The sequence below is a fragment of the Achromobacter ruhlandii genome (genome assembly GCF_002082135.1).
Classification (GTDB): Bacteria; Pseudomonadota; Gammaproteobacteria; order Burkholderiales; family Burkholderiaceae_B; genus Achromobacter; species Achromobacter ruhlandii.
This window is the reverse complement of sequence record NZ_CP017433.1, coordinates 4,216,854-4,229,070: the sequence shown is the minus strand read 5'-3', so window position 1 is coordinate 4,229,070 and position 12,217 is coordinate 4,216,854. Positions and strand designations below refer to the sequence as shown.

The window sequence follows — 12,217 nt, the reverse complement described above, 5'->3', positions numbered from 1 at the left end:
GGCGCTCAGCCGTGTTCGCCCGAGATGTAGCGCTCGAGCTCGGTGATGATGAACTTCTGTTCGCTCATGACGTCCTTGACCAGGTCGCCGATGGACACCAGACCCACCAGTTTCTTGTCCTGGATGACGGGAAGGTGGCGGAAGTGGCGCTCGGTCATCAGCGCCATGCAGTGTTCACGTGTGTCTTCCGGGCGCACGTAGAAGACCGAGTCGGTCATGATCTCGCGAACCTTGGTGGTGCGCGACGAGCGATCCTGCAGCACGATCTTGCGGGCGTAGTCGCGCTCGGTGAGCATGCCCAGCACCTCGTCGCCCTCCGCCACCACCACGGCGCCGATGCTGCGTTCGGCCATGGTCTTGATGGCGTCATACACGGACGAGTCCGGCGAGACGGTCACGACCGGCGGGTTGGCCTTTTCCCTCAGAATCTCAGCAACTTTCTTCACGATGTGCTCCCGAATCGCTGGCAAGGTTCAAGCGCCGGCTAGAGCCCGCGCCGGATGCCTTGCGCCGGCGCATGGTCTGGCCGTAGCTCCATCCTAAGCCCGGCGACGGGATTGCCGCAAGTTTCCGGTGGGTTCTCAGGCGGTATGGCCTGGCAGGTTCGTGGAGCAGGTGGCTATAGTCGCGGCCGCCATAGAACACGCCCATAATGGTCACGGACCCGTCATCGTTCACGGAGTAGGCGATGGTGCATCGCTTCTGATGATGCAGGAAGCGAAGATTGGGGTTGGCGGCATGGCGCCGCGCTCCGCGTCTTGGAAAATGGGCCAGGTCCAGGCAGGCCTGGATCACGCCGTCGACATAGCCGTCCGCTGTTGCGGAAGTCCCGGCCGGGCTGAAATACCGTTGCATGTTGACGATGTCGCGGAGCGCGTCCGGCGTGAACACGACGCGGAACATGTCAGCGGCCTGAAGGTCGTCTGGCGCGCTCCGCGGCGAGCGCAGCCAGAACCTCGCCAGGGGTGAGCAGGCGGGATGGATCCGCCTTGCTGGCCCGGCTTATCGCTTCGAGCCGCTTGAGCCAGGCGTTTTCGTCCCGCTGATCGACGCTGGGTAGATAGGGAGGCGGCAGCTCTGGGGGCGGATCCGATTGGCAGTGTTCCCGTATGGCGGGCTGTTGGGATGGCGTTGGACGGCGTGGCATGTAGAGAATTCCAAAGGCGTGGGCGACCTGGATAGCCTATGTGCGGCACGACGACGCGACAAGTCCTTTAGACCATTCCTCTCGTCCTATCTTTCGCCAAGCGCTCGGCGGCGGTGGGCGGCCAGCCCACGCCGGCCGCCGCACCTTCTCAGCGGATCAGGAACCCGGCGCCCACCGGATCATTCTTGTCGATGACCCAGCGCGCCGTGCCCAGGATGCTGGCCGTGCCCTTCACCGTCGGCCGCACCGCGCGGGTGCCGTTCAGGTCGACCTCGCCCAGCAGGCAGCCCTCGAAGGTGCCACTGCCCAGCAGGCCTTCGGACTTGATCGGCTGGTTCAGGCCCATCTTGCCGCGCGCTTCGAACATGGCCATCATCGCGCTGGTGCCGGTGCCGCCGGGCGAGCGGTCGAGCTGGCCGGCGCTGAACACGTGCACGTTCTTGTAGAACGCGCCCTCGATCGTGGGCTGGTGCCAGAACGTAATGAAGTTCAGGTTGTTGATGTGCGCTTCGGTCGGATGCTGGATGCGCTGGCGGGCATTGAGCTGGTCGCGCACGATCAGGCCCATGCGAGACAGCTCGGTGCCGTTGTCCGGCGAGATGCGCAGGTCGCAGTTCGACAGGTCGACGATGCCGAAGTAGTTGCCGCCCCAGACGATGTCGGCCGACAGCTTGCCGTAGCCCGGCAGTTCCACCGGAATGTCCTGCGCGGCGACGTAGGCCGGCACGTTCTCGAAGCGCGTCCACAGCACGTTGTCGCCTTCCGAGGCCACTTCCGACACCACCAGGCCGGCGGTGGTCTCGAAGCGGATGCGGGTGATGCCGTCCTGGCCGCGCGGCACCAGGCCGTTGGCCACCATGGCCATGCTGACCGCGATGGTGCCGTGGCCGCACATGTGCGAATACTCGGTGCCGTCGATGTAGATCAGGCCGGCGTCGTACTCGGGGCTGGACGGCGGCGTGAGGAACACGCCGAACATGTCCTTGTGGCCGCGCGGCTCGCGCATCAGTGCCTTGCGCAGCCAGTCGTAGTGCTGCTCCAGGAACGCGCGCTTTTCCAGGATGGTGGAACCGGCAGGGTACGGAATGCCGCTGTGGACGATACACAGGGGCTCGCCTTCCGTATGGGTATAGATGACATCGAACGCGTCTTGCTTGCGCATGACAGTGACTCCAGGCGGTAGATAGGGGGAAGAGGAAAGTTATTTGCCGCGTTCGGACAGCATGTCCAGCCCGACGGTCAAATCCAGGATCACGATGGCGACGACCGCAGCCACGATCGTGGCGCCCGATACGGCTGCGATGGTCGGATCAATCGTGTATTGCACGTAGTTGAAAAGCTTCACGGGGATGGTGTTCAGGTCCGCCGTGGTGTTGAAAATCGACAGCTCCACATTGATCCATGACGAGATGAAGGCGAAGATCGAACCGGTCACGATGCCCGAACGGATCTGCGGCAGCACCACCAGGAAGAATGTGGTCCAGGGGTTGGCGCCCAGGTCGGCCGAGGCTTCCTCCAGCGCGCGCTGTTCCGGCGTGAGCAGCGTCAGGGTGGAGCGCAGCACGAACGGCGCGATGATCACGACGTGGCCGATCAGGAGCGACAGGAAGCTGCGGGTCAGGCCGAAGTACGCGCCGAACTGCAGCAGCGCGGCGCCCAGCACGATGTGCGGCAGCACCAGCGGCGACATCAGCACCGAGGTCAGCGCGGCCTTGCCCGGAAACGCGTAGCGCGCCAGCGCCAGCGCCGCCGGCACCGTCAGCAGCACCGCCGCCACCGTGGCGGACAGCGCCAGCACCGTGCTGGTGGTGAACGCGGCCACATAGCCGGCCTCGACCAGCAAGGTGCGGTACCACTCCAGCGTCCAGCCTTGCGGCGGGAACGCCAGGTAAGGCGTGGCGGTGAACGACGCGCCCAGGATCACCACGAGCGGCAGCGCCAGGTAGGCCAGCACGGCCAGCGCGGTCAGGCGGATCAGGTGGCGGGCGATCATCGCGCGGCTCCCGGCAAGGTGGCGGCGCGATTGGCCAGCGCCACCAGGATCAGGGTGAAGACCAGCAGCACCATGCTCAGCGCGCCGCCGTAGTGGAAATCGAACACCGTGCTGTATTGCTGGAAGATCAGCATCGACAGCACCGTGACGCGGCCGCCCGACAGCAGCGCCGGCGTCACGTAGGCGCTGACCGCCAGCGTGAAGACGATGATGGCGCCCGACACCACGCCGGGCAGCGTCAGCGGCCAGGTCACGTGCAGGAAGGTCGCCGCCGGGCTCGCGCCCAGGTCGGCCGAGGCCTGCTCGCAGGCCGGATCGACCCGCGCCAGCGCATTGCCCACCGCCAGCACCACGAACGGCAGCAGCACGTAAACCATGCCGATCAGGATGCCGAGTTCGGTGCCGATGAAGCGCATCGGCCGGTCCACCGCGCCGGTGGCCATCAAGCCCTGGTTGACCAGGCCGTTGCGGCCCAGCAGCACCATCCAGCCGAAGGCGCGCACGATGTTGCTGGTGAACAGCGGCACCACCAGCAGGATCACGCAGGCGCGGCGCCAGGCCTGCCAGCGCACCACGCGCACCAGGTACCAGGCCAGCGGATAGCCCAGCACCAGGCAAGCGAGGGTGGTGAACAGGGCCAGCCGGAATGTCACCAGGATCACGTCCCAGTGGTACTGGTCGGCCAGCACCTTGGTGTACTGCGCGAGCGTCGGCGTCAGGCCGTCCGGCCCGCCGGTGGCGCTGGCCAGCGCCACCACCGCCAGCGGCGCCAGGAAGAAGGCCGCGAAGAACAGCACCGGGGCCGCCAGCAGCAGGCCGGGGGAGAGCCAGGCGCGCCGCGTCATGGCTGGCCGCCGATCAGGTGCAGGTGTGCGGGCGCGAACGCCAGCGTCACCTCGCCGCCGGCATGCAGGCCGCCGGGCGCGAGGCCGCCGTGGCGCGCCACCAGGGTCTGGCCGCCGATGTCGACGTGGATCATGCTGTGGCTGCCCACATTGATCACGTCGCTCACGGTGCCGGTCAGCATGGCGTCGGCGCGCTCGCACAGCTTCAGGTCCTCGGGCCGCAGCACGGCCAGGCCGCGCGCCGTCGCCGGACGTTGGGCGAGCGGCACGCGCAGGCCCTGGGCATCCAGCATCAGGGCGCCGTCATCGGCCACCGTATAGGCGATGAAGTTGGCATCGCCGATGAACTCGGCGACGAAGCGCGTGGCCGGCTGGCGGTAGATGTCGGTGCCGGCGCCGACCTGCTCGATGCGGCCGGCGTGCATGACCACGACGCGGTCCGCCATGGTCATCGCTTCTTCCTGGTCATGCGTCACGAAGATGAAGGCGATGCCGAGGCGGGCCTGCAGATGCTTGAGTTCGAGCTGCATGCGCTTGCGCAGCTTCAGGTCCAGCGCCGACAGCGGCTCGTCCAGCAACAGCAGCTTGGGCTGGTTGACGATGGCGCGCGCCAGCGCCACGCGCTGCTGCTGGCCGCCGGACATTTCGCGGGGATAGCGCGGGCCGAAGTCGGCCAGGCCGACCATGTCCAGCGCATCCCGGGCGCGTTCCGCCGCCTGCGCCTTCGAGGCGCCCTGGCGCCGCGGACCATAGGCGACGTTCTCCAGCACCGTCATGTGCGGGAACAGCGCATAGTTCTGGAACACGGTATTGAGCGGGCGGCGATGCGCCGGCAGGCGGCTGACGTCCTGGCCGTCGATCAGGATGCGGCCCGATTCCGGCTGCAGGAAACCGGCGATCGACTTGAGCAGCGTGGTCTTGCCGCAGCCGCTGGGGCCCAGCAGCGCCACGAACTCTCCCTGCTGGATCGCCAGGTCGATGCGATCCAGCGCCTGGTAGGCGCCGAAGCGCATCGACACGCCTTCGATGGTGAGCAAAGCGGACATGGGGAACGGACCTTGCTCAGCGCTTGCGGGCGACCTGCCGGTTCCACGCGTCGGTGACCTCGGCGCGGCGGGCGTTGATGATGTTCCAGTCGAACAGGCTCAGGTTCTTGACCGAGCCTTCCGCGCCCCAGGGCAGCTTGCGGGCGACGTCCTTGGAGACCTGCACGTCCTTGACCGCCGGGCCCAGGTACAGCCTGGTCGCCAGGCAGGCGGCCGCGTCCGGCGTCAGCGCGGTGTCGATGAACTTCTGCGCTGCGGCCTTGTTGGGCGCGCCCTTGACCAGGTGCAGGCGGGCGTCGGTGGCCCAAACGCCTTCCTTGGGCACGGTGAAGCCGATCGGCAGGCCCTTGTCGATCAGGTCCCAGGCGCCGACGTTGAAGTGCGCGCCGATCACCGCTTCGCCGCTCTGGAAGGCGTTGGTGGCCGCGCCCGAGCTGTCGAAGAACAGCGCGGTGTCCAGCGAGGCCAGCTTGGCATAGAGCGGCGCCAGGTTCGACGGGTCGATCGCCCACACCCGCGCCAGGAAGAAGATGAACGGCACGCCCGACGAGTTGGCGGGCGAGGGCACCGCCACCGCGCCGGCATACTCGGGCTTCCACAGGTCCTTCCAGCTGGTCGGCGGCTGTGTCACTTCCTTGGTGCTGTAGGTGATGCCGAGCGAGTAATAGCCGGTGCTGACCGCGAAGGCGGCATTGCCGTCGCGGTACACGCCCTGCTCGATGACGTTCTTCAGGTTGGGAATGGCGCCGGCGTCCAGCGCGTCCAGCACGCCGGCCTGCTGCGCCAGCTCGCTGATGCCGCCGTCCATCCAGGCCACGTCGATGGTCGGCGCGCCCTTCTGCTGCTGCAGCTTGGCCAGCGTGGTGGTGGAGGTGCCGACTTCCGGCACCACGGTGACGCCGGTGGCTTTGGTGAAGGGCTCGGCCACGCAGGCGCGGAACGCCTCGCCCCAGTTGCCGCCGTACCAGGCGACGGTGATTTTCTGCTGCTGCGCCAGCGCCGCGTGCGAAGCCAGGAGCAGCCCCGCGCCGAGCGCCGCCGCGCCCAGCGCGCTGCGGGTGTTTGTTGCCATGTCGGATTCCCCTTGTAGATTTGTCGATCCGCGATTCATTGACTCAAGTACCACAGGCGCATCTTGGGCGATGCTCGGGAAAACGAGCTTGAAGGCGCGGGACATAAATTTGAATAATTGCGTCATGTCCGTCGCCGCGCCACCCCCGTCCTTGCCGCTCTCCTATGAAGACGGCGAAGCACACCTGCCTCAGGGAAAACCCGCCCTGACCATCGGCATCGTGCTGCTGGACCAGTTCACGCTGGCGGCGTTCGCCGGTTTCGTCGACGTGTTGCGGCTGGCCGGCGACCATGGCGGCCGCAGCCGCCAGATCCACACCGCGTGGCGGGTGATGAGCTGGGATGGCAAGCCGCGCTGCTCCAGCGCCGGCCTGACTATCGAGGTGGAGGCCGGCCTGCCCGACGACCCGGCGCAGTTCAACTACATCGCCATCTGCGGCGGCAACGACTATTCCAGCGGGCGCATGCCCGGACCGCTGCGCGATTGGTTGCGGCGGGCGGCGGCGCTGCGGGTGCGGCTGCTGGGCATCTGCACCGGCACCTTCGCGCTGGCGCAGGCCGACGTGATCGGGCCGCGCACGGTGTGCGTGCACTGGAATGTGCTGGAAACCTTCCGCGAGCGCTTTCCCGCGACCCGCGCGGTGGTCGACCGCCTGTTCGTCGATGAAGGCGACCTGATTTCCTGCGCCGGCTCCACCGCCGCCATCGACCTGGGCCTGTATCTGGTGGCGCGCCACTGCGGCCGCGACAAGGCCCAGCAGGCCATGCGTCACATGATGCTGCAGGGCGCGCGGCCGGGCCGCGTGCCGCAGGCGCATTTCCGCACCGACCTGTCCGGCATCCAGGATCTGCGGGTGCGCCAGGCGGCGCATTTCATCGAGCAGCGCATCGACAATCCGCCGCCGCTGGACGCCATTGCGCGGTATGTCGGCGTGGGCCGGCGCCAATTGGAACGGGCCTTCCGCCAGGCCACCGGGATGTCGCCAATGGCATTCCAGCGGCAACTGCGACTGGAATATGGCAGCTGGTTGTTGCTTAATAATGCCTGCAGCATCACGCAAATCGCGCTGGATTGCGGATTTGCCGACGGCGCGCATTTTTCACGCGATTTCCGCGCGCATTTCGGGCAATCCCCACGCCAGTTTCAACAAAGCCACGGGCGGCAGGCCGCGCGGCACGAAGGCGAGATCAGCGTCTTTCCCGCGTAGCCTTGCGCCCGCAAGGAGAGCGGCATGACATACGACCTTTGGTATTGGGACGGCATACCCGGACGTGGGGAATTCGTGCGCCTGGCGCTGGAGGCCGGGGGGATTCCCTATCGCGAACGCGCGCGCGAGCCGGGCATGGACGAAGACGCGCTGGTCAAGGACATGCTGTCCGACCGCAAGCATCCGCCGTTTGCGCCGCCTTATCTGGTGGCCGGGAAAATGACCCTGGCGCAAACCGCCAATATCCTGCTGTTTCTCGGTGAAAAGCACGGCCTGGCGCCGGCCAGTGTCGAAGGACGCCTGTGGGTGAATCAATTGCAGCTGACCATCGCCGATATGGTGGCCGAGGCGCACGATACCCATCATCCGATCTCGTCGAGTGACTATTACGAAGACCAGAAAGAAGAGGCGGCGCGGCGCGCCCGCGATTTTCGCGAAGCACGCATTCCGAAGTACCTGGGCTACTTTGAGCGGGTGCTGGCCGGGCAGGACGCCTGGCTCGCCGGTGGCAAGCGCTGGAGTTATGCCGACCTGTCGCTGTTCCATCTGGTCGACGGCCTGCTTTATGCCTTCCCGCGCCGCATGGGAACGCAGGCGGCCAGATTCCCCAAGGTCATGGCCTTGCATCGGCGCGTCGCCGAACTGCCGGCCCTGCAGGCGTATTTCAGCAGTGGCCGGCGCCTGCCGTTCGGCGAAGGCATATTCCGCCATTATCGAGAGCTGGACGCGGAATAACTGACGATTCCGATTCTCCATCGAATCCGCGGAGCCTGCGTGTGCGCCAGCTTTCGTCTGGCTTGGATGGGCCGTCGTCAAGGTTGGCCCCATTATTGGCGGGTACCGATTCTGAAATTCATCTGAAAATACGGGGGCGGATTCGTATTAACCCTGATTAATACCGCGATGGCGGCTCGGGTTAATCGTGAAACCCTGTGCAATAGCGGTCGTCGGGTTTTTTTGACAAGTCGCTGATGAATATATTGAGAACGCCTCATTTTTAGGATTAAATATTTTCGACTGGATACATTCTTCCTTTTTTTGTAATCACCGACCTGCCGTCGCTACGTTGGCGACGGACTCGCAGGCAAGCGCGTGCACGCGGCGCGGCGTGCACGGCCTGATTCCCGGGACGCGCCAGCAGTCTGCTTCAGATAAGCCAACTGGTTCCTTTATCGGTTTTCAGCAAACTCGTCCCATTTCCTGCGGGAGACGTCAACATGCAATGGCTTACCCTCAAACGGCTGCTGCGTGCCGAGCGCGGCATGCAGAAAGCGGATCTATACGGGCAGATAGCGGCCATCCACAAGGCACAGGCGGTGATCGAATTCGATCTCGAAGGCCACGTGCTGATGGCCAACCAGAATTTTCTCGACACCATGGGCTATGAGCTGGACGAAGTCCTGGGGCAGCATCACCGTATGTTCGTGGTGCCCGACGAACGGGAATCCGCCGAGTACCTGGCTTTCTGGGACAGGCTGGGCCAGGGCGCGCACGACGCCGGGCGTTATCGCCGCATCCGCAGGGACGGCGGCGATGTCTGGCTGCAGGCCAGCTATAACCCGATTTTCGACAAGCACGGCCGCCCTTTCAAAGTGGTCAAGTACGCCACCGACATTACCGAGCAGCAGCAGCGTCAGGCGGATACCGAGGGCCAGCTCGAAGCTATTTCCAAAGTTCAGGCGATTATCGAATTCGAGTTGGACGGCACCATCATCCGCGCCAACGATCTCTTTCTGAACGCGGTCGGATATCGCGCGGAGGAAATCCTCGGCCGCCACCACAGCATGTTCGTGCTGCCAGAAGAGGCGCGCAGCGCGGCCTATGCGGAATTCTGGCGCAAACTGCGCAGTGGCCGGCACGATACCGGTCAATACCTGCGGATCGGCAAGAATGGCCGCCATGTGTGGATTGAGGCCAGCTACAACCCGATTTTCGATGCCGAGGGCAGGCCATTCAAAGTGGTGAAATTCGCCACTGACATCACCAAGCGTTTTACCGCCGCGCAGACGCTGCGGGTGGCGGTGCAGGGATTGACCGAAAACGCGGAGCGCGCCGGCCAGGCCAATACCCTGGCGCTGGATGCCTGCCGCGTCGCGGAGCAGGGCGGCAAGACCGTGGCCGGGGTGGTGCGGACCATGGGCGCGATTACCGACAGCTCCAAGCGTATTTCCGAAATCATCGGCGTGATGGACGGCATCGCGTTCCAGACCAATATCCTGGCCTTGAATGCCGCGGTCGAGGCCGCGCGCGCCGGGGCGCATGGCAAGGGGTTCGCGGTGGTGGCGGCGGAAGTGCGCAGCCTGGCGCAGAACAGCGCGGCCGCGGCCAAGGAAATCAAAGGCCTGATCACCACCTCGGTCGAGCAGATCGAGAGCGGCGCGGGCCAGGTTCAGTCCGCCGGCGCCACGATGGAGGACATCGTGGCTTCTTCGCGCCGGGTCACCGAGATCATGGGCGAAGTGGTGCAGGTGTCACTGGCGCAATCCGCCAAACTGGCCGAGGTCACCGAAGACATCACCCAGATGACGGCCGAAGCCGCTGCCGCGTTGCAGTCCGCCCATGAGTTGCATGGCGGGGCGGTGCTGCGGCCAGCGGTCAAGCCGGTGACCCCGTCGGTGCGCGCGCGCCCGGCGGCCAATACGCCGATGCCGCCCAAGCCGGTGCTGGAGTACGTGCGCTATTGAAGGGCCGGGCGGCTGCGGCCCGGGTGCGCTATAAATACGGTCTTGTCCGAACCCGTCGGCCCGGGCGGGAGCTTTCCCACCCGGGCCGTGTTTTTCCGCGGTACTTCCTCATGACCGAATCCGAAGCCCTGGCGCTTGCCACCCACCGTCATTACAAGGGCGGCCTTTATCGCTATATCGATACGGCCCGCCATTCCGAGACCGAGGAATCCATGGTGGTGTACGAGCACCTGTGGCCGCACACGCGCGGTTTGTGGGTACGTCCCGCCGATCTCTTCTTTGGCCAATTGGCCGACGGTTCGCCGCGCTTCGCGCCGCTCCGGCCGACGGTGTAGTCCATGGCCTTTTATTACCGCAGGACCCGTCCGGCCGGTGCCGGGGCGGGCGCGGGCGGCGCGGCCAAACCATCCGCGGCGCTGTCGGCGGCCCTGGACGCCTTGCGCGGCCCGTTCGTCGTGGCCGACCTGGAAACCACCGGGTTGTCCACTGCCTCCTGCGAAATCCTGGAATTCGCGGCGGTGCGGGTCGAGCCGGGTGACGCGGCGCGGCGCGAGTAAACCCAGGTGGTGCGCACGCGCGCCGTGGTGCCGCCCTTCATCACCCGCCTGACCGGCATCACCCAGGCCGAGGTCGATCGCCGGGGCGTGCCCGTGGCGCAGGCGTTCGCGGCTTTCCTGGATTTTGTCGAAGACCTGCCGGTGTTCTTCCACAACGCTTCGTTCGACCGCCGTTTCCTCGGCGCCGCCGCGCTCGAGACCGGCATGCCCTTTGCCAACGCCACGCACTGCACGCTGGCGCTGGCGCGGCGGGCCTGGCCGGAACTGCCGTCGCACAAGCTGGACGTGCTGGCGCGGCATGTTGGCGCGTCGGAACCCACTCACCGGGCCCTTGCCGACGTGCGCACCACGGTCGCCGTGGCGCTGGCGGCGGGTTCAAGGCTGGCGCCCGCCTGAGGCCGCGCCGGCACGCAACGGAGCAATCATGTCCGACCTGGAACAGATCCGGCTGGCGCTGCGGGCATTCACCGCCGAGCGCGACTGGCAACGGTTTCATTCACCCAAGAACCTGGCGATGGCGCTGTCGGGCGAAGCGGGCGAGCTGCTGGCGCTGTTCCAGTGGCTGACCGAAGAGGAATCGCGCCAGCCGCCGGCCACACTGCGGGCGCACGTGGCCGACGAGATCGCGGACGTGCAGATGTACCTGGTGGCGCTGGCGGACCAGCTAGGCGTGGACATTGCCGCCGCGGTCCAGGCCAAGATGGCCAGGAACGCGTTGAAGTATCCCGCGGACCGTTTTCGCGGCAGCGCGCGCAAATACGACGATCCGCCGGACGTGGCCTGAGCCTCAGATCACCTTTTGTTCGTGATGCACCTGGGGCGGTTCGACGAAGAATCCCGCCACCAGTTTGCGCCACTCCTGAAAATCGGCGGATTCCCGGAAATCCACCATATGGTTTTCGACGGTTTCCCAGTCCACCACCAGCGTGTAGCGTTGCGGCTGTTCGATGCTGCGATACAGCTCCATGCCGTGGCAGCCGCGGGCGCGCAGGAACAGCGGCCTGGCCTGGGCCACGCCGGCTTCGAACAGGGCCTCCTGTCCTTCGCGCACGTGGATGCTGGCAATCTCCTGGATCATGATGGTGTCTCCGGATAAAAGGGCCGGGCAGGAGCCGGCCGGGCGAAGTAGTATGGCGCAAAATCCCGCGCCCATGAACCGATCCGTCCTCACCCTGCCGCGTTTTATCGCCGCCCGCCTGCTCTGGTACGCGGGCGTGGCGACGCTGGCCGCCATGGCCCTGGCGTCGCAAACCCTGTTCAGCGTGGCGGCGGTGCTGTCGGCCATTGCGGTCTACATTCCGGTGTCCATGCTGGCCCTGCCGCTCATGGCGTGGCTGGTCCTGCGCCGGGCGCCGGCCGAGCCGCCGGCGGCGCTGGCGCCGGCCTGGCCTTGCTGGCTGGCCGCGGTGGCGGGCATCGCGCTACTCGCCGGCTACCACCTTTCCGCGTGGCTCGAACTGGCCGAAGGTGGCGTGCTGCTGCTGCTCATCGCGGTGGACCTGGCGCTGGCGCGACGCGAATCCGCCCGCCTGCTCGACCACCTGGCGGCCCGTCGTCCACGTTGAGCGCGGCGGTCTCGCGCTCATCCTGACAGTAAGCCTAAAGAATATTCTCGTCGCGACCGTCGCCGTGCGCGCTAGGGAAATCGTGCGAGTACGTCCCGCGA

General features: G+C 66.2%; 14 protein-coding genes and 1 pseudogene. 7 read left to right on the top strand and 8 right to left on the bottom strand.

Annotation, left to right across the window (positions count from 1 at the left end):
- Positions 1-5: 5 nt before the first annotated feature.
- From AruCF_RS19040 to AruCF_RS19010, 7 genes are all read right to left on the bottom strand, one after another.
- Positions 6-446 (bottom strand): CBS domain-containing protein, encoded by a 441-nt coding sequence (locus tag AruCF_RS19040; protein ID WP_049075321.1) that lies wholly within the window; start codon positions 444-446, stop codon positions 6-8.
- Positions 430-903 (bottom strand): type II toxin-antitoxin system RelE/ParE family toxin, encoded by a 474-nt coding sequence (locus AruCF_RS19035; RefSeq protein WP_080977465.1) that lies wholly within the window; start codon positions 901-903, stop codon positions 430-432. The genes AruCF_RS19040 and AruCF_RS19035 overlap by 17 nt, the downstream gene beginning before the upstream one ends.
- 392 nt (positions 904-1,295) lie before the next feature.
- On the bottom strand, positions 1,296-2,309 hold the full coding sequence (locus AruCF_RS19030) for a proline racemase family protein (RefSeq protein ID WP_049075320.1): 1,014 nt from the start codon (positions 2,307-2,309) through the stop codon (positions 1,296-1,298).
- A gap of 39 nt (positions 2,310-2,348) precedes the next feature.
- On the bottom strand, positions 2,349-3,140 hold the full coding sequence (locus AruCF_RS19025; protein WP_049075317.1) for an ABC transporter permease: 792 nt from the start codon (positions 3,138-3,140) through the stop codon (positions 2,349-2,351).
- A complete protein-coding gene (locus AruCF_RS19020; protein WP_049075315.1) occupies positions 3,137-3,985 on the bottom strand; it encodes an ABC transporter permease in 849 nt (282 codons plus the stop codon). The genes AruCF_RS19025 and AruCF_RS19020 overlap by 4 nt, the downstream gene beginning before the upstream one ends.
- Entirely contained in the window at positions 3,982-5,031 is a 1,050-nt protein-coding gene (locus tag AruCF_RS19015; protein WP_049075313.1) for an ABC transporter ATP-binding protein, read from the bottom strand. The genes AruCF_RS19020 and AruCF_RS19015 overlap by 4 nt, the downstream gene beginning before the upstream one ends.
- Positions 5,032-5,047: 16 nt before the next feature.
- Entirely contained in the window at positions 5,048-6,103 is a 1,056-nt protein-coding gene (locus AruCF_RS19010; RefSeq protein ID WP_049075310.1) for an ABC transporter substrate-binding protein, read from the bottom strand.
- Between AruCF_RS19010 and AruCF_RS19005 the strand changes: the two genes are divergently transcribed.
- The 6 genes and pseudogenes from AruCF_RS19005 (at position 6,102) to AruCF_RS18980 (ending at position 11,335) form a co-directional block, all read left to right on the top strand.
- Positions 6,102-7,310, top strand: a complete 1,209-nt coding sequence (locus AruCF_RS19005) for a GlxA family transcriptional regulator (protein WP_367644005.1) — start codon at positions 6,102-6,104, stop codon at positions 7,308-7,310. The two genes, AruCF_RS19010 and AruCF_RS19005, sit on opposite strands and share 2 nt — an antisense overlap.
- Before the next feature lie 24 nt (positions 7,311-7,334).
- The gene (locus tag AruCF_RS19000) at positions 7,335-8,045 is read left to right on the top strand and encodes a glutathione S-transferase (RefSeq protein WP_049075308.1); all 711 of its coding nucleotides are present in this window, start codon (positions 7,335-7,337) and stop codon (positions 8,043-8,045) included.
- Between the two features lie 482 nt (positions 8,046-8,527).
- Entirely contained in the window at positions 8,528-9,994 is a 1,467-nt protein-coding gene (locus tag AruCF_RS18995) for a methyl-accepting chemotaxis protein (protein WP_049075306.1), read from the top strand.
- Between the two features lie 110 nt (positions 9,995-10,104).
- Positions 10,105-10,329, top strand: coding sequence for a DUF1653 domain-containing protein (locus tag AruCF_RS18990; RefSeq protein ID WP_049075305.1), 225 nt, complete (start codon positions 10,105-10,107; stop codon positions 10,327-10,329).
- Positions 10,330-10,332: 3 nt separating this feature from the next.
- Positions 10,333-10,947 (top strand): annotated as a pseudogene (locus AruCF_RS18985) (3'-5' exonuclease).
- Positions 10,948-10,975: 28 nt separating this feature from the next.
- A complete protein-coding gene (locus AruCF_RS18980) occupies positions 10,976-11,335 on the top strand; it encodes a nucleotide pyrophosphohydrolase (RefSeq protein WP_049075304.1) in 360 nt (119 codons plus the stop codon).
- A gap of 3 nt (positions 11,336-11,338) precedes the next feature.
- Here the strand turns inward: AruCF_RS18980 and AruCF_RS18975 are convergent, their stop codons facing one another.
- Positions 11,339-11,629: an antibiotic biosynthesis monooxygenase family protein gene (locus AruCF_RS18975; RefSeq protein ID WP_049075303.1), complete on the bottom strand. Its 291-nt coding sequence runs from the start codon at positions 11,627-11,629 to the stop codon at positions 11,339-11,341.
- Between the two features lie 73 nt (positions 11,630-11,702).
- Here AruCF_RS18975 and AruCF_RS18970 point away from each other — a divergent pair, with 73 nt between their 5' ends.
- The gene (locus AruCF_RS18970; protein ID WP_049077995.1) at positions 11,703-12,116 is read left to right on the top strand and encodes a hypothetical protein; all 414 of its coding nucleotides are present in this window, start codon (positions 11,703-11,705) and stop codon (positions 12,114-12,116) included.
- The last annotated feature ends 101 nt before the right edge of the window (positions 12,117-12,217 follow it).